The 17,707-nt window shown below is 36.2% G+C and carries 14 protein-coding genes and 1 pseudogene; 2 read left to right on the top strand and 13 right to left on the bottom strand.

Going from position 1 to position 17,707, the window contains the following annotated elements; translation table 11 throughout:
- Positions 1 to 203: 203 nt before the first annotated feature.
- The 3 genes and pseudogenes from NiCM35_RS15600 to NiCM35_RS15590 form a co-directional block, all read right to left on the bottom strand.
- Positions 204 to 1,640: a PTS mannitol transporter subunit IIBC gene (locus NiCM35_RS15600; protein WP_433780030.1), complete on the bottom strand. Its 1,437-nt coding sequence runs from the start codon at positions 1,638 to 1,640 to the stop codon at positions 204 to 206.
- A gap of 243 nt (positions 1,641 to 1,883) precedes the next feature.
- Complete coding sequence (locus tag NiCM35_RS15595) at positions 1,884 to 3,188, bottom strand: hemolysin family protein (protein ID WP_095331098.1); 1,305 nt, start codon at positions 3,186 to 3,188, stop codon at positions 1,884 to 1,886.
- A 402-nt stretch (positions 3,189 to 3,590) separates the two neighbouring features.
- Positions 3,591 to 3,743, bottom strand: a pseudogene (locus tag NiCM35_RS15590) (MerR family DNA-binding transcriptional regulator); the annotation flags it as partial.
- 202 nt (positions 3,744 to 3,945) lie between these two features.
- Between NiCM35_RS15590 and NiCM35_RS15585 the strand changes: the two are divergent.
- Positions 3,946 to 4,977, top strand: coding sequence for an AI-2E family transporter (locus tag NiCM35_RS15585; protein WP_095331100.1), 1,032 nt, complete (start codon positions 3,946 to 3,948; stop codon positions 4,975 to 4,977).
- Between the two features lie 77 nt (positions 4,978 to 5,054).
- Here the strand turns inward: NiCM35_RS15585 and ilvD are convergent, their stop codons facing one another.
- Together ilvD and NiCM35_RS15575 are read right to left on the bottom strand one after the other, a co-directional pair.
- The gene (ilvD, locus tag NiCM35_RS15580; protein WP_095331102.1) at positions 5,055 to 6,731 is read right to left on the bottom strand and encodes a dihydroxy-acid dehydratase; all 1,677 of its coding nucleotides are present in this window, start codon (positions 6,729 to 6,731) and stop codon (positions 5,055 to 5,057) included.
- Positions 6,732 to 7,142: 411 nt separating this feature from the next.
- The gene (locus NiCM35_RS15575) at positions 7,143 to 8,042 is read right to left on the bottom strand and encodes an aldo/keto reductase (RefSeq protein ID WP_235973216.1); all 900 of its coding nucleotides are present in this window, start codon (positions 8,040 to 8,042) and stop codon (positions 7,143 to 7,145) included.
- Between the two features lie 174 nt (positions 8,043 to 8,216).
- On the opposite strand from NiCM35_RS15575, the gene NiCM35_RS15570 reads away from it, so the two are divergent.
- Positions 8,217 to 8,846, top strand: a complete 630-nt coding sequence (locus NiCM35_RS15570) for a VanZ family protein (RefSeq protein ID WP_123258769.1) — start codon at positions 8,217 to 8,219, stop codon at positions 8,844 to 8,846.
- A gap of 80 nt (positions 8,847 to 8,926) precedes the next feature.
- Here NiCM35_RS15570 and murB read toward each other — a convergent pair whose 3' ends face one another.
- From murB to NiCM35_RS15530, 8 genes are all read right to left on the bottom strand, one after another.
- Positions 8,927 to 9,838, bottom strand: coding sequence for a UDP-N-acetylmuramate dehydrogenase (murB, locus tag NiCM35_RS15565; RefSeq protein WP_095331105.1), 912 nt, complete (start codon positions 9,836 to 9,838; stop codon positions 8,927 to 8,929).
- Between the two features lie 196 nt (positions 9,839 to 10,034).
- On the bottom strand, positions 10,035 to 10,853 hold the full coding sequence (locus tag NiCM35_RS15560) for an ABC transporter ATP-binding protein (RefSeq protein ID WP_095331107.1): 819 nt from the start codon (positions 10,851 to 10,853) through the stop codon (positions 10,035 to 10,037).
- A 279-nt stretch (positions 10,854 to 11,132) separates the two neighbouring features.
- Positions 11,133 to 11,915, bottom strand: a complete 783-nt coding sequence (locus tag NiCM35_RS15555) for a serine hydrolase (RefSeq protein WP_095331108.1) — start codon at positions 11,913 to 11,915, stop codon at positions 11,133 to 11,135.
- An 11-nt stretch (positions 11,916 to 11,926) separates the two neighbouring features.
- A complete protein-coding gene (locus tag NiCM35_RS15550) occupies positions 11,927 to 12,886 on the bottom strand; it encodes an ABC transporter ATP-binding protein (protein ID WP_095331110.1) in 960 nt (319 codons plus the stop codon).
- Positions 12,887 to 12,898: 12 nt separating this feature from the next.
- On the bottom strand, positions 12,899 to 13,816 hold the full coding sequence (locus tag NiCM35_RS15545; RefSeq protein WP_095331111.1) for a C40 family peptidase: 918 nt from the start codon (positions 13,814 to 13,816) through the stop codon (positions 12,899 to 12,901).
- On the bottom strand, positions 13,813 to 14,913 hold the full coding sequence (locus NiCM35_RS15540; protein ID WP_095331113.1) for a dipeptide epimerase: 1,101 nt from the start codon (positions 14,911 to 14,913) through the stop codon (positions 13,813 to 13,815). Before NiCM35_RS15540 ends, NiCM35_RS15545 begins: the two co-directional genes overlap by 4 nt.
- A gap of 84 nt (positions 14,914 to 14,997) precedes the next feature.
- Positions 14,998 to 15,918, bottom strand: coding sequence for a S66 peptidase family protein (locus tag NiCM35_RS15535; RefSeq protein WP_095331115.1), 921 nt, complete (start codon positions 15,916 to 15,918; stop codon positions 14,998 to 15,000).
- Positions 15,919 to 16,002: 84 nt separating this feature from the next.
- Positions 16,003 to 17,616 (bottom strand): peptide ABC transporter substrate-binding protein, encoded by a 1,614-nt coding sequence (locus NiCM35_RS15530; RefSeq protein WP_433780063.1) that lies wholly within the window; start codon positions 17,614 to 17,616, stop codon positions 16,003 to 16,005.
- Positions 17,617 to 17,707 lie beyond the last annotated feature (91 nt).

Here is a 17,707-nt window from a genome sequence, read left to right as displayed (position 1 = left end):
TTATTCAAACAGTATTAAACATATTTTTTTCAATTTCATTGTTGCCAATTCTAATTTATGGTTCCCTATTTTTATCTATAAATACTGAAAATTAACTACTTTTTCATCAAAAAGCTTAAATGGTTTTATTCTGGACATATACCGCGTTAAACACAAAAATACCGGCCAATTTATACAAAGTTGGCCGGTATTTCTGCTAAGACTTATTTTAATTTTTCAATGATCTCATCATATTTAGGGCTGTTCATGAAATTCTCAACAGAAACATGATGTGCATTCGGTAATTTGTCTACTGCTCTATCTGTTAAATCTTTATGGGTAATAACAAGATCTGCATCACTTGGAAGGTTTGCAATAGAAGTATTTGTTACATCTACTCCTTCTATTCCTGCCTTTTTCACTTTATTACGCATAATAGACGCACCCATCGCACTAGATCCCATACCAGCATCACAAGCGAAGATTACTTTCTTCACTGATTTGTAATCAAATTCTGTAGCACTTGTTTCATCAGGAGTTTCTGCAGTCTCAGTAATTGCACTTGCAACTGAGCTTTTCTTCCCTTTTAAAGCTTCCATTTTTTCTGTTGCTGCATTAATATCTTCTTCTTTATCTTTACTTGTTTTCAAAATAATAGCTGCAATCACGAAAGAAATAATCGTTGCAACCACAACACCAGCAATTACGCCTAAATGCTGTCCTTTTGGTGCCATCGCCATTAATGCAATGATGCTACCAGGAGACGGAGTGGCAACTAATCCTGCATCAAATAATGTAAAGGTGAATACTCCACCCATTCCACCAGCAATAACTGCTAATAACATCATAGGTTTCATCAAGATGTACGGGAAGTAAATTTCATGAATACCACCCAAGAAGTGAATAATCGCTGCCCCAGGTGCTGTCTGTCTTGATGTACCTCTTCCAAATATACAATAAGCTAATAATACCCCAAACCCAGGACCAGGGTTTGATTCTAGTAAGAATAGAATAGATTTCCCTACCTCTTTCGCTTGTTCTACCCCAATCGGACCTAAAATACCTTGGTTGATGGCATTATTTAAGAACAATACTTTAGCAGGCTCAATAAAGATACTTGCTAATGGTAAGAGCTTTGCATCAACAATTAACTCTACTCCGCTTGATAAGAAAGTGCTTAACCCTTCTACAACTGGACCAACATATTTAAAACCAATAATGGCAATAATTGCACCTAAGATACCAGCTGAGAAGTTATTTACTAACATTTCAAATCCGGCTTTAATTTTCCCTCTAAATAAATCATCCACTTTTTTGATTAAGAAACCACCAAGCGGACCCATTACCATTGCTCCAAGGAACATCGGAATATCTGCACCAACGATTACACCCATCGATGCGATTGCACCAACCACGCCACCGCGCTCTGCATAAACCATCTTACCGCCTGTATAACCAATTAATAATGGCAATAAGTATTTAATCATCGGATCTACAAGTTGAGCTAATTCAGCATTAGGTCTCCACCCTGTTGGGATGAATAAAGCTGTAATTAGCCCCCATGCGATAAATGCTCCTATATTAGGCATAATCATGCCACTTAAATGACTACCAAAACGCTGTATTTTGACACGAAAACCATTTTTATTTTCGTCTGACATTTTGTTTAACCCCCTTAATATTTCAGTTTGATTATAAAGCGGTTACAGATTATTCTCAATTCAAAGTAAATACATTTTTGACAGACACAATGTTGACACAATTAAATTAATTTAATTGGTAAAATTCAATAAAATCAGCATTCGTTTTAATTTCCTTTTTTTAAAATGCCACCAACCATCCTATTTATACGGATCTACACATAAAAAAAGAGAAGGGTTTCCCCTTCTCTAAAAAGTCTTTCATCAAGCTTCGACTACACTTGTATCTTTGGTTACTTCAATGAAATGTATATGATGTTCTTCAATATTTTTAATTTTGAAGATATATCCTTCCTCTTCCAATATATCTCCTTCAACCGCTTCAAAATTATTGGTCAAAAACCATCCGCCTATTGTATCTACTTCATCTTCTGATAAGTGAGTGCCTAAAAGATCATTTACTTCGCTAATCAATACTTTTCCATTAAGAATATAATGATTATCCTTTATTTTGCGAATGTCAGAGATTTCATCCTCATCAAATTCATCTCTAATGTCTCCAACAATTTCCTCAAGAATGTCTTCTGCTGTTACAATTCCTGAAGTACCACCGTACTCATCAAGCAAAATAGCCATATGTGTACGTTCCTTTTGCATTTTAATCAGCAATTCGCGGATAGGAACAGTTTCAATTACACGAATAATCGGTTTCATATATTCCTCTAATTGAATTTCTTCTCTGTTTTGAATGGTTGCCGTTAGAAATTCGCGAATATTAATTAAGCCGATTACATTATCCTTATCCCCATTTACTAAAGGGTAGCGAGTATAATTTTCTTCCTCTAAGATAGCCATTATTTCATCAAACGTATTGTCCACACTGATAGTCACCATTTCTGTTCTAGGGACCATAATTTCTTTGGCAATTCGTTCATCAAACTCAAAAATATTATTTACATATGCTAATTCGTTTTTATTGATTTCACCGCTTTTATAGCTTTCTGACATTAAAATTCTTAACTCTTCTTCCGAGTGAGCAAGTTCATGTTCTGACGCTGGCTTTAATCCAAAGATACTTGTCAAAAGTCTTGCAGAGCCATTCAACAACCAAATAAACGGATATAATAGGCGATAAAACCAAATAATTGGTGTTGCAAAGGCTAATGTTATTAATTCTGCTTTTTGAATAGCTACCGTTTTTGGAGCTAATTCCCCAACAACGACATGCAAAAAAGTTACAAGTAAAAAAGAAATAACGAAGGCAATTAAGTGCGATAGCGCCGTTCCGATCGATAAATGAACAAATAGAGGCTCGAGAATTTCTGCGAAAGTAGATTCTCCAATCCAACCAAGACCTAATGCTGTCACAGTTATCCCTAATTGGCAGGCTGATAAGTATTCATCTAAATGTGTCGTAACTTTTTTTGCTGCTAATGCTCCTTTTTTCCCTTCAGCAACTAACTGATCAATTCTTGAACTCCTGACTTTTACGATCGCAAACTCTGTTGCCACGAAAAAAGCAGTAAATGCAATTAATATCACAAATAAAATCAAATTAAAAATTTCCAATAAGTAGCCCGTAAAGGGGCTTACACCTCCTGATTAATAAAAGCCGCATGCCTTTCTCCCATTACAAAAGGAAAGACACTGCTACTAGTTAAAATTCATTCCTTCTTCCGAATATATAAATAAATGCAAAACAGTTAATTTAGCAAAAGAAGCAGTGCTTGTATTAAAGAAATGCTTTCATGGATAATAGTATTTCTTACTTATCTATTTTTATGTTGAGCCTGTACGTCTCTATAGGGAAGCATCTAATGTCTAATGAATTTTATCACTTAGACTCTTCCTATTTGCTCTCAGTTCCTAATACCTATGGAATGCACTTGCTGATTATTTAATTGTTCCTTCATTTCCTCCAGCGTAAGCTTACTCTTTTTGTATTCTTACTTTATTTGTTCAATTTTGTTCTTCACTATAGTAACGATAATTAGTTTGGGAACGCTCTGCTTGAAGAAGGCCAAGGTTTGTATAATAATCAATGGTTCTTTTTGCCACACCAGTAGCTTTTGCTAAATCACCAATTCTTAAATTCACAGCCCCATCGCTTCTCCTCCTAACCATAACGTTTTAGTTATACTTAATTAATTATATAAGTCTAAGGAGAAAAGTTTCAAGCAAAATACTTCCAATATATTTTGCACACGCTTTTTATCTTGCTAAATTTTCAAAAATGTCGGCTTTTTTATATGATTAAAATTCAATTTAGGTTAAAATATAGGAAGATAGACGGAAAAGAGAAAATATATCAAAAAGGGGAAATGGAGTGGAAACAATTATCAATTTTCTTACAAGTAAAAGTGTAAAAAGGTTTTTCATCTTTGCTTTCATGATTCTGGGTATCTATGCACTTAGAAGTATGATTAATTTAATGCTTTTTACCTTTATTCTTTCATTTTTAATGGATCGTATGGAAAAAATTATTTCTAAGCGAATTCACGTAAAACGAAACGTTATAGTTAGCATCCTCTATCTCATAACGATCGGATTACTTTCTTATAGCTTTATTAAATATTTGCCAATGTTGGTGGAAGAAATAACGGCATTAGTTAGACAACTAATGGATTTTTACTCTCGTCCACATGATAATGCTGTCTTAAATTATATTGTTTCCATTATTCAAGAAAGACAAATAAACAGCTATTTGGAACAAGGGCTGGGCATTATCGTCAAATATTTTTCCAGTATTAGTTCCCTAAGTTTACAATTCATACTAGCTATTATCTTAAGCTTCTTCTTCCTGTTAGAGAAGCCCCGTTTGATTAAATATAAAGAAAACTTCCGCACAAGTAAAATAGCTCCTTTTTATAACGAAATGGAATTTTTCGGTAAAAAATTTGTGTTAACTTTCGGAAAAGTATTAGAAGCACAGGTTATCATCGCTTTAGTAAATTGCATTTTAACGACAATCGGATTATGGATACTTAGTTTTCCTCAATTACTAGGATTATCTCTTATGGTATTTGTTCTTGGTCTTATTCCAGTGGCTGGGGTTATTATTTCCCTCATTCCCTTATTAACGATTGGATATACCATTGGTGGATACCCCTATATCATTATTTTGATTATTTTTGTTTGTATCATTCATGCGATCGAAGCTTATATACTTAACCCGAAGCTAATGTCTTCGAAAACAAATTTACCTGTATTTTTCACTTTTATCGTCCTTATCTTCTCAGAGCATTTCTTTGGAGTATGGGGATTAATCATTGGTATACCTGTGTTTGTATTTCTTTTAGATATCCTCCAAGTACAAAGCATGGATCCCAAAAGGAAAACAGACTTAGTAAAAGAATAGCTCGGCTTCATTTCAATTCATAAAAGCAGGATGGACACGAATCCAGCCTGCTTTTATTCTATAATGAACAGTTCAAATTAATACTTTAATACTGCTCCCGTATTCGCAGATGTCACAAGCTTCGAATAACGTGCTAAGTAGCCGCTTTTTACTTTCGACTCAAAACCTTTCCATTCTGCTTTTCTTTGTTCCCATTCTTCCTCTGGAACAACAACATCCATTGTACGATTTTCAATATCAATGACAATATGATCGCCATCTTTTACAAATGCCAATGGTCCTCCTTCGGCTGCCTCAGGAGAAGCATGACCAATAGAAATACCTCGAGAAGCCCCAGAAAAACGCCCATCTGTTACCAGCGCTACTTTTGGACCAAGACCCATTCCAACAATTTGGGAAGTTGGTGCCAGCATTTCCGGCATACCAGGTCCTCCTTTTGGTCCCTCATAGCGAATGATGACAACATGTCCTTCCTTCACTTTTCCTTTTACTAATCCTTCCAGCACTTCATCTTGTGAATTAAACACAATAGCTGGCCCCTCATGTCGTTGAATGCCATTTTGGACTCCACCTGTTTTAATAATAGCACCTTGAGGAGCTAAATTCCCAAATAGGACTGCCAATCCACCTGTTTGAGTATGAGGATCATCAATTGGTCGAATGACTTGATAATCTTTCACTTTACACCCAGCGATATTTTCTCCAAGTGTTTTTCCTGTGACAGTTAACGTATCTAAATGGAGAGCTCCTTCCTTTTTCGATAATTCGTATAGCGCTGCTGACACACCGCCTGCTTCGTGCAGATCTTCAATATGTACATCAGACGAAGGCGCAAGCTTTGATAAATGAGGTACTCTAGATGCTACCTCATTGATTCTTTCAAGAGGATACTCAACACCTGCTTCATGGGCCAATGCTAATGTATGAAGTACTGTATTAGTGGATCCACCTAGTGCCATGTCTAGTGCAAACGCATTATCTATTGCCTTTTCTGTAACAATATCTCTCGGTTTGATATCTTCTTTTATTAGATTCATCAACTGTTTCGCAGATTTCTTTACAAATTCCTTTCTCTCTGGTGCTACAGCAAGAATTGTCCCATTTCCAGGTAAAGCAAGACCTAGAGCTTCTGCTAAACAGTTCATGGAATTCGCTGTGAACATGCCAGAACAAGATCCACATGTCGGACAGCCGAATTGTTCTAATTCTCTTAGTCCACCTTCATCAATTTTACCTGACTGGAAAGCCCCTACACCTTCAAAAACGGATGATAAGGAGATCTTTCTGCCATCACTAGTGACTCCCGCTTTCATCGGTCCTCCACTTACAAAAATAGTAGGAATATTTAATCGTAAAGAAGCCATCATCATTCCAGGTGTGATCTTATCACAGTTAGGAATACAAACCATCCCGTCAAACCAGTGTGCTGCAACTACTGTTTCAATAGAATCCGCAATAATTTCACGGCTTGGCAATGAATAACGCATGCCGATATGTCCCATTGCAATTCCATCATCTACCCCAATTGTATTCATTTCAAAGGGAACTCCGCCTGCTTCTCTTATTGCATCTTTTACAATTTTTCCAAATTCCTGTAAATGGACATGCCCTGGAACAATATCAATATATGAATTGACTACTGCAATAAACGGTTTGTCAAAATCCTCCTCTTTTACACCAGCTGCACGTAGTAAGCTTCTATGTGGAGCCCGGTCGAATCCTTTCTTAATCATATTACTTCTCAATTGTGTCACTTCTACCCCTCCAATTATCCGACTAAATCGAAAAATCTGTATATTTAAACTTTTACTTATTGTAACACTATGATAACAAAATTGGTATAATTTATTCTTTCGATTATTCAGATAAAATAACTTCGTTTAGTTTTTGCTAGAAAAAGGAAAAACATCGTTATATCAACATCCATCTAACACTCCATGTCAGAAAAATTAACAAGAAATTCTTTCTATTCTTTAGGTTTCTTTCCCTTTTCTTGATACAAATTCAATATAAAGCTATATTAAAATAACATCATCTTTCTTATCCTATTTTCAACTGTTGTAAAAATCCCGATAAAAAAGCGATGAAGTTTTATATCCCTTCATCGCTTTTTTATTGATAACATTATTTTCTCCAGTTTATCCACACCTTAGAGATATAATCTCTTATGCAAATATCTCACTAATTTTCTTCACTTCTTCTTCTGTTAATGATACGTCCAATGTTCGAAGATTATTCTTAAGCTGTTCAGTTGATTTCGCCCCTGGAATGATTACATCAACCGCAGGCTGCTCTAACAGCCACGCTAGTGCAAAATGTGTTGCATCAAAGCCTTTAGATTCAGCCATTTGCTTTAATTGATCCACCTTTTCTACATTGCGAACAAATACTTCTCCTTGGAAAAGTGGATTATTTTCTTTTCCGCCGCTGATGATCGAATCCTTCGAATACTTCCCGGTTAATAATCCAGAAGCTAATGGAAAATACGGAATAAAGCTAATATTGTTTTCTACACAATATGGTAAATATATTTCCTCTGCTTGTCTTTTAAATAAAGAATACTCTGCTTGGAATACCTCTAAATAACCATCTTGGTTAAATTCTTTTATTTGTTCAGCATCTAAATTCGAAGCACCAACTGCAAGAATCTTTCCTTCATCCTTTAATTCTTTTAATGTTCCTGCTACCTCAGCCATAGGAGTAACTCCATCTGGAAAGTGAACATAAAATAAATCAATATAATCTGTTTGCAGACGCTTTAAACTATCTTCTACCGCTTTACGTAAAAATTCTCTGCTATTATCAAGTTCAATTTTGCCATCTACTAATTTATGAGCAGCTTTGCTTGCCAGAACGATATCTTGGCGGTTGCCTCTTTCCTTCAGCACCTCTCCAATTAATTCCTCTGATCTCCCTAATCCGTATACATAAGCTGTATCAAGAAAATCAATCCCAGCATCCAACGCATTTCTTACGACATTTTTTCCTGTTTCATCATTTAAATTTGGAAATAAATTATGACCACCGACAGAGTTTGCACCATATCCTAGCTTCGTAACATGCATAGCCGTTTGACCGATTTGAACTTTACTACTCAAAAGATTCATCTCCTTCATTAGTATATAGACAACTGTTTTCTTTCACTCCTAGTATGCTTTTTTCTTTAATAAGAGTAAAGCAATTCGCTTTGTATTCTATTTTCAAACAAGCTTCATATACTTTTAGGAGAACAAACATTAATGAAAGGACTTCGATTATCTGTGCATGTATTAAAAAGTGGAATCTTTGTTATCATTTTTCTCTTTCTATTTATTACATTATGGTCGATAAGTGGAGTTCAATTGCGACTAAATTTTCCTTTTATTCTTATCCTGGCCGTGCCGTTATGGGTCTATTTCCGACTTCAACGAAAGAACGAAAGAAATTCAGTCATTTTTTCTAAAGAGATTCTGCCCAATCTATTTTTCTTTTATTTGCTGACTGTTGCTTATGTGACTTTAGCTCCTTTTCACTTCACTCCACCAACCATAACGGAAGGAAAAATGAATATTACACCATATGTTCAAATTTTGTATCAATATAAATATAAGCCGCCTTTCTTTTGGATGTTATACACTTTAGGCAACATCATCTTGTTTATTCCCTTTGGTTTTATACTGCCTATGTTATATAAAAAACATTTTCAAGCATTGATCACAATAGGACTTGCTATCCTCTGCTCTCTTTCCATTGAACTAATCCAATTTTTCTTTACTGTTGATCGAACTGCAGATATAGATGATTTCATTCTTAATGTCTTTGGTGCGATAATAGGATATCTTCTCTATCTATTAATGCGGTTATTTTTGCGGAAAATAGATTTAAAATAATCACCAAAAAGGGGCATCAGAAAAAGATTAACTCTTCTTCCGATGTCCCTTTCGTCTTATTAATAAAGCAGAACAAACTATTATTCCTCACCAATAATTCTAACTTCTGTCTCAAGCTCGACGTTAAAGTTTTCTTTTACTGTTTTTTGGACATGTTTTATTAAGGATAGATAGTCATTAGCTGTAGCATCTTCTACGTTCACAATGAACCCTGCGTGTTTCGTCGAAACTTGTGCACCACCTATTTTCGTTCCTTGAAGACCGCTATCTTGAATTAGTTTCCCTGCAAAGTGGTTAGGTGGTCTTTTAAAGACACTCCCGCATGATGGATATTCTAACGGTTGTTTTGATTCACGCAAGAAAGTAAGTTCATCCATTTTCGCCTTAATTTCTGCATACTCTCCTGTTTGCAGAGAAAAAGTTCCTTCTAACGCTACCCAGCCATTTTTTTCAATACTACTAGTACGATAGCCAAGTTCTAATTCCTCTTTTGTTACAGTTTGAATTTCACCTGTTTTCGTTAATACTTTTGCTGATTCCAATACATCAGCAACCTCACCACCGTAAGCTCCCGCATTCATATATAACGCTCCACCGACAGAACCTGGAATTCCACAAGCAAATTCCAATCCAGTTAAGGAATGCTCTAATGCAAATCTAGAGGTTTCGATAATCGCCGCACCACTTTGGGCAATCACTTTATTTCCTGCAAGAGAAATTCCCTCAAGTTTAGTTAAATTAAATACAACTCCACGAATTCCGCCATCTCTAATCAACACATTAGAACCATTTCCTAATATCGTGATTGGCACATTTTGAGTAAGGGCTAATTTATACGCTGACTGTAATTGTTCATATGTTAGCGGAAAAAGTAAAAAATCAGCCTTTCCACCAATTTTAGTGTACGTATATTTATTTAACGCCTCATCCATTTTTACACTTTCTTTAGGCAATATTTCAAGAAATTTTTTTAATAATATATTTTTATTCATTAATCTCAACCTTCTATACATATTTCTGACTACACTATTCTAATAGTATACCAAAATTATAAATAGGTACGACGATAATAAGCAAATTTATGTGAAATGTTACTCAATCCCATTATATGAGAAAACACTTCTCTTCATGCTAAAAATAAGGATAAGACAAGTTTCCATAAAAAAAAGCTAAGTAATCTTTTATCTATTACTTAGCAAATGCTACTAATTCTCTTTCCTTTTGGTGTAATAAGTCGTAAGAGAGGCAAGCAGGCTTATTCGTTCTAGGGTCCTTTACGACAACAGCATCTATTTGGAAAACTTCTTTTAGAACCTCTTCTGTCATTACCTCTTCCGCTGTTCCCTCTTTCATCAATTTACCATTTCTCATTGCGATCATATGATCAGAAAATCTTGCTGCATGGTTCAGATCATGAATAACCATCACAATTGTTCGATTTTCTTCTTCATTCAATTTCTTTAACAATTTCAGTACTTCCAATTGATGAGCCATATCCAAATACGTTGTCGGTTCATCTAATAACAGAAGATTTGTTTCCTGCGCAATCGCCATCGCAATCCACGCTCTTTGACGCTGACCACCTGATAATGTATCAACTTCTTGATCCTTCAGCTCTGTTAAACCCGTTACTTCTAATGCCCAATTTATCACTTCTTTATCTTTCTCTCCTAATCGCCCAAATCCTCTTTGATGAGGGGAACGACCATAGGAAACTAAATCATAAATCGTTAATCCATTCGGTGCGTCCGGTGATTGAGGAAGCACTGCCATTCTTTGGGCAATTTTTTTGGTAGGAATTTTGTGTATCATTTCTCCGTCTAGATATATAAACCCTGCCTTTGCTTTATGGATTCGAGCAAGAGTCTTTAATATCGTGGACTTCCCACAGCCATTGGGCCCGATAATGGTTGTGATTTCCCCTTCCTTTACACGTAAATTCAAATCATCAACAATAATTTTATCTTCATATCCAATTTTGAGTTGATCTGTAGACAGTATGTCCATTCTTCTCCCCTCCCTCACTTACTTTCTAGAAGTTTTATTATAAATTCAGAGTCATTTTCTTTTGCTATTTTCCGCGGTTATTTCCTTCTTTATTCGAAGATCAAAGATATATCTATTTCTTTACAAATTACATAATTGATAATGATTTTCATTATTTATTATAATTTGTACTAGGATTTCATTCAAGACTGTTTCACATATTTACAAGAATTTATTTCGTGCACCTTTCTGATTTGATTCACGCAAAAAAAGTCTGCCTTATGGTGCTGCACCATCCGTTCAGACTTTTTTATCATATAGACATTCAAAAATACTGGCTCCAATTAATTGGATTATTTCTTTCCCCTTCTGATTAGCTGTAAGCTGATCTGTTAAAACCGCAATAAAGATCGTTTCATCCTCGTACTCTATGATGGCACAATCGTGTTCCACCTTATCCAATTCTCCCGTTTTATTAGCAATTCTAATACCACTATTCTCTCTGTGGTAATACGGCAGTTTATCAAGAAGTTGTTGATGATCTAAGATTGTCTTCCCACTCTGATTTTTATCGTTATAAATCGACTTTAAACATCGGAGAATATCTTGAGGAGAGGTATAGTTTTCGATTTTTCTTTCTCGCGCTTCTCGATCCATCATTTTTCGCTGCAGAATGGTTGATGACATCCCAATCTGTTGACACCTTCTATTCACATTGTCCATACCAAGTCGCTCAATCAAATAATTGGTTGCCATATTATCCGAAACAATTATCATTAAAGTAAGTAAATCGCGAATCGATAAACGACTTTGCGGAGACATGTATTGAACAATACCCGCTCCCCCTGTTTTTTGGAGGCTATTAACCTTTACTAAATCCTCCAAATCTAATATTCCACTTGAGCTCTGCATAAAGCCTTCAATCAAAACTGGTAATTTAATGAGACTAGCACTTGGAAAAATGTCGTTTTCATTTAGAAGAAAACTCTGCTCCTTCCATTCAATCGCTATCCCTAAATGACCTTCTCCCTCATATTCCTGCACAATTTTATCTATGCGCTTGCTTAATTTCTCCATATTCATCGTGTTATTTCCTAATAAAGGTGACAGGCTACAAAATGGCCATTTTCTCGCTCTTGCCAAGCTGGCTTTTCATTGGCACAAATATCCATCGCATGGGGACAGCGGGTTCGAAAAACACAACCACTTGGCGGGTCAACTGGACTTGGTAATTCTCCTTTTAAGATAATTCTTTCTCTTTTGTCTTCTATATCTGGATCTGGAATAGGAATAGCAGAAAGAAGCGCCTGTGTATATGGATGTAGGGGATTGGAATACAATGCCTTACTGTCTGTTAACTCTACTAAATTCCCTAAGTACATGACACCAATTCGATCACTGATCTGCTTTACCATCGATAAATCATGGGCTATAAATAGATAGGTTAATTGTTTTTCTCTTTGCAGCCTTTTTAATAGATTTACTACTTGTGCTTGCACAGAAACATCTAGTGCGGAGATCGGCTCATCTGCAATGATAAATTCCGGCTCTAAGGCTAATGCTCTCGCAATGCCAATTCTTTGTCTTTGTCCCCCGCTAAATTCATGGGGAAAACGATTGGCATGTTCTCTATTCAGCCCTACACTTTCTAATAACTCATCTATACGAGCATTTTTTTCTTCCTTTGTTCGATAGACTCCATGAATTTCTAAAGGCTCTGCTAGAATCTCGCGAACCGTGGAACGAGGATTTAACGAAGCATAGGGATCCTGAAAAATCATTTGCATTTTTCGTCGAAATGAAAAATTATCCTTTTCAGACATACTTCCCATATTGATATCATTGTATAAAACTTGCCCATTCGATGCCTTATATAATCCCATAATCGTTCTGCCTAATGTCGATTTTCCACAGCCCGATTCACCGACAATACCAAATGTTTCTCCTTTCTTGATAGAAAAGGATACATTGGATACAGCTTGTAATGTCGTATTCTTCTCTAATTCAAAATGCTTCGATACATTTTCTACTTTCAATAGGACCTGCTGTGTCATACCACTCTCTCCTTATTCCCAATATCTTCTTGCTACACATAATTCTTTTTCATAGATTGTATTTTCTAAAGGAATAATTTCGATTGTCTTTCCTGTTTTTGGGGAATGAAGCAATTTATTTTCTCCATAATAAATACCTACATGGTGGATATACCCTTGCCCTTCCTCGTAAGCAAAAAACAATAAATCTCCTGGCTCAATTTCCTCTAAAGGGATTTTTTTCCCTGCCTCTGCTTGCTCACTGGCATCTCTCGGTATCAAATACCCATTTGCTAAGCACATACTGTAACTGAAACCAGAGCAATCATAACCGAACGAACTCATGCCGCCCCATAAATAGTCTAGTTTCAAAAATCGCTCCCCTTGGTTTACTATATCTTTCCCTGTTCCTTTGCGGACATCTTGAAAAGAGGGATAAACGACTACATCCGCTGCTCTAATCCACCCTTCCCCAGAAGGTGTCGACACTTGAACCCATTCTCCTTCTTGTTTTTTTAGCGGGAGTCTCGTTTGAAAGGATAATGGCAATATCACATCTTTATTGCGATTGCATAACTCTGCTGCAAATGCTTCAACCACTGCAATCGGTCCACTTTGTAAAGAATAACCTTCCTTTTTCACCAATTGTTTTTTAGGTATCCATCCCGGGTAGCCAAGCTGATTTTTCCGAGTTGCTTGATTGGGCAATGCTACATATGCCCAGTCGCCTTTTTCATCCAATACATATACCTCTTGCCCATACAATGCTTGAGATTGTACTAAGTTCTCTGTACAAAGCTCTAGTCCTTTTTCATAATCAAGACTCGCAATCCAGCTCTTTATGTCACACGGATTATCAATTGCCCCTGCGTCTATTTCTCTGGCTGAATATTCAGTTGTCCAGAGGGTAGCAACAGGAACATCCACTATTCTCACATCATATTTCGTCATCCCACATTCTCCTTTTCGTGTACAAGAATATGATTTATCCCCAAACCAAATTGCTTAGATAAAATGATGTTTCTTCCGTCATATTGAACACCGCCATCTACTATGTCTCGGGCCAGCATCAGCGGTGCATCAAAATCATAACGAGTTATATTCTTTTTACTTGCTGCAAAATGGGCCGCAGCAGTTATCCCTAATTTAGTTTCAATCATACTTCCGACCATACATTCCATTCCTGAAACTTCAGCTAAATGATTAATAACCTGGGCACGGTAGATACCCCCTGATTTCATTAATTTAATATTAATTAAATCTGCACTGCGTGTTTTCAGCACCTCAAAGGCTTGCTGGGGAGTAAATACAGCCTCATCAGCCATAATTAATGTATCTACTGAATCAGTTACCTTCTTTAAACCTTGTATATCATCCGCTTTAACTGGCTGTTCCACTAATTCGACGTTAAGTCCTAAATCCTCCATTTTTCTTATAGCTACAACTGCCTCTTTCGGACTCCAGCCTTGGTTAGCGTCCAGTCTTAATTTAATTTCACTTCCTACTCTTCTTCTAATCTCTATTATTCTATTAATATCTGTTTGTATTTCATCTTTTCCCACTTTAATCTTTAATACATTAAACCCTTGTTTAACATAGCTCATTGCGTCTTCTCCCATTTCTACCGGGTCATTAACACTAACTGTATAATCTGTTTCCAATGTATTATTATATCCACCCAATAATTGATAAAGCGGCAGCTTACAGTATTGGGAAAAACAGTCATATAGAGCCATATCAATCGCTGCTTTTGCACTCACATTTCCAACCAGTATTTGCTGGATTCCTTGAAGCAATAATTCGAGCTGCAAAATGCTTTTGCTCAATAAATAAGGTTTGAACACTTCATGAATGGATGCTTCGATGCTTTTTAGACTGTCTCCTGTTATTACTAAAGTCGGCGGTGCTTCTCCCCAACCAACAATTCCGTTTTCGCATATAATCTTTACATATACAGACTCTGCAATCGTTACGGTTCGTAATGCTGTCTTAAAAGGTTTAATTAATGGAACTGCGACACGGAATGTTTCGATTTTAGTTATTTTCACTATGTATCATCCTTATTTTTAAAATCTTGTTTTCTGGTGGTGTTATACCAATTAACTTACTCTCCAGCTTTTACTTCTTCTAATTTATTCCACGCCGCTATCAATCATTAGTACTTTTTCATTCGTATTTATTTCCGCATTAACCCCGAGCGGAATTGATATATGTGGCGAACAATGTCCTATTTTAAATCCCTTCATGGTTGGTTTCCCCGCTTTTTGAATATAGTGGTCAATCACTTCGTCTAACACAAGCGACTTGTCTCTTTTGGGAAGACATTGATGAAAATCACCAATAATAATTCCGGCAGCATCTGTCAGCTTTCCAGCTTGCTGTAATTGATTAAGCATTCGGTCTATTGATCGCGGCTCTTCATTTATATCTTCTATCAGTAGAATTTTTGCTTTAGTATCTATTTCAAAAGAAGTACCGATTGAACTTGTGATAAGAGAAAGGTTTCCTCCTGTTATCTGTCCTGCGGCCTTTCCTTCTACTAAAATATCCAAGTTCGAGTATTCTTCTGTATACATCATTTCCTGCGGTTGAAATAATTGTTTTAATAGAGCTTTCGATAAAGGATGACAGTCTTCCATTCCAATATCCGATGAAAGCATCGGACCATGAAAAGTAACCAATCCTGTTCTATTAAAGATTGCAGTATGCAGAAACGTTATATCACTGTAGCCCCAAAATATCTTCGGATTTTGAGCAATGATGGAATAGTTAATTTGACCTGCTAATCTAGCGGTTCCATATCCTCCACAGGCACAGAAAATCCCCTTTACTTCTTGATCTAAAAACGCATTTTCTAAATCTACTAATCTAGCTTCATCTTCTCCTGCTAAATAACCGTATTGATCGTAAACATGTTGTCCAACCTTTACTTTTAACCCTAATTCCTCTTCTAAATAATGGATACCTTTCTGTAAAGTGTCGGACGATGGCGGACTAGCTGGAGCAATAACGGCAATGGTATCTCCTTTTTTTAAACGTTCCGGCTTTATCACTTTTTATTATCCCTTTCTTTTTTCATTTTTTTAATGTTTTAAGGAAAGAAGGGATGCCTTTTGTTCATCCCTTCTGCTCTCTTCTTATTTTTTATCTGCCCATTTTAATTCAAAGTATCCAACCGGATGACGAACAATTCCCGTCACACTATCGTTTTGTAAATACACATAGTTATAGAAATGAATTGGGAAAATTGGTGCCTCATCCAACAGTAATTTTTCTGCTTTATACATTAATTCAAAGCGTTTTGCTTCATCCGATTCATTTTTAGCCTCTTTAATTAATTGATCATATTCCGCATTTGACCAACCTGTTCTATTCATTGCCAAACCAGATTGGAAGTTTTCAAGAAAGTTAATCGGATCTCCATAGTCTGCAAGGAAAGAGCTTCTGGATAATTGCAGCTTTAAAGCTGTTTGTTCTTGCGTAAAGACGCTTGCTTCCATATTGGCAAGCTTGACGTCTATGCCAAGATTATCCTTAAACATTGCTTGTAAGGCTTCCGCTATTGCTTTATGTGTATCACTTGTACTATAAGTAAGCGTCACTTCTGGCAAAGTTGTATATCCTTCTTCCTTCATTCCTTGTTCAAGCAATTTCTTTGCTGCTTCCACATCTGTCTTTATTAAATCTCCATTCGTTTTACGGAAATCATTCCCGTCATTGTCCAAGTATCCATATGAAACAAAGCCATAGGCAGGCTTCTCTTGATTTTTTGTTACATAATCGACGATTTGCTGTTGATCAACAGCTAAAGCAAAAGCCTTACGAATATTTTTATTTGTGAACGGCTCTTTTGTCACATTAAATCGATAAAAATACGTTCCTGCCTGGTCTTCTACTTTAACCTTTCCTTCACTAAATAACTGCTCACTTAATTCTGCTGGAACATCAGAAACATCCAATTCCCCATTTTGGAACATTTGATATTCTGTATTGGAATCATCCACCATTGCCCAGTATATTTTATCTAACTTAACCGTATCAGCATCCCAATATTTTTCGTTTTTCTCCATTTCAAAATAGCTGTCATGCTCCCATTTAGTTAATTTAAATGGACCATTTCCTACAAATGAGTCTGCCTCTGAAAACCATTTTGGATTTTCTGTCGCTACCTTTTCATTAATCGGAAAAAATGCAGGATTAGTGATAACATTTAGAAAATAAGCTTGTGGGGCTGTTAAGGTAACTTCAAGCGTCTTTTCATCAACTGCTTTAAGTTTTACATCCTCTGCTGAACCTTCTCCGTTTGCATATGCTTCTCCCCCCTCAATAAAATAACCAAGGAAAGCAGCTGGCGATTTCGTATCTGGATTTAACAATCGTTTCCAAGCAAAGACAAAATCACCTGCAGTAACTGGATCTCCATTAGACCAATTTGCATTCTCTCTTAAATGGAACGTATATACTTTTCCGTCTTCTGACACATCCCATTTTTCAGCTATAGCCGCTTGAGGCTCATGATTGTTATCCAATCGCGTTAAGCCCTCCATTAAATTGTTTAAAGCTGTCCATGAAACACTATCAAAACCAATTGGCGGATCGAAAGAACTAGGCTCTTGTCCATTGTTTAAATTTAATACCTTTTCTTTCGTTTCCCCTGCCGCCTTTTCCTTTCCTGCATCACTATTGGCTGTACAAGCAGCAAGTGAAAAAATTATAATCATAGCCAAAAAACTGATTGCTATCTTTTTCATCATATTCCCCCCACTTCGTTTTCATCTCGTAATCTATAAAATGACTTTTCCTTTAAAGTCAAAAAATAGCTAAAAACTATATTCCGAAGAC

Origin of the sequence: Niallia sp. M35, from assembly GCF_050971705.1 — a bacterium.
Classification (GTDB): Bacteria; Bacillota; Bacilli; order Bacillales; family Cytobacillaceae; genus Niallia; species Niallia circulans_A.
The sequence above is the reverse complement of the archived record's forward strand: the minus strand, read 5'-3'. Positions and strand labels throughout refer to the sequence as shown.

Coding starts and splice junctions, on each gene's coding strand:
- NiCM35_RS15600 (WP_433780030.1), bottom strand. CDS start 1,640: ATGTCAGACGAAAATAAAAATGGTTTTCGTGTCAAAATACAGCGTTTT.
- NiCM35_RS15575 (WP_235973216.1), bottom strand. CDS start 8,042: ATGCATGTTACGAAGCTAGGATATGGTGCAAACTCTGTCGGTGGTCAT.
- NiCM35_RS15570 (WP_123258769.1), top strand. CDS start 8,217: ATGAAAGGACTTCGATTATCTGTGCATGTATTAAAAAGTGGAATCTTT.
- murB (WP_095331105.1), bottom strand. CDS start 9,838: ATGAATAAAAATATATTATTAAAAAAATTTCTTGAAATATTGCCTAAA.
- NiCM35_RS15560 (WP_095331107.1), bottom strand. CDS start 10,853: ATGGACATACTGTCTACAGATCAACTCAAAATTGGATATGAAGATAAA.
- NiCM35_RS15555 (WP_095331108.1), bottom strand. CDS start 11,915: ATGAATATGGAGAAATTAAGCAAGCGCATAGATAAAATTGTGCAGGAA.
- NiCM35_RS15550 (WP_095331110.1), bottom strand. CDS start 12,886: ATGACACAGCAGGTCCTATTGAAAGTAGAAAATGTATCGAAGCATTTT.
- NiCM35_RS15545 (WP_095331111.1), bottom strand. CDS start 13,816: ATGACGAAATATGATGTGAGAATAGTGGATGTTCCTGTTGCTACCCTC.
- NiCM35_RS15530 (WP_433780063.1), bottom strand. CDS start 17,616: ATGAAAAAGATAGCAATCAGTTTTTTGGCTATGATTATAATTTTTTCA.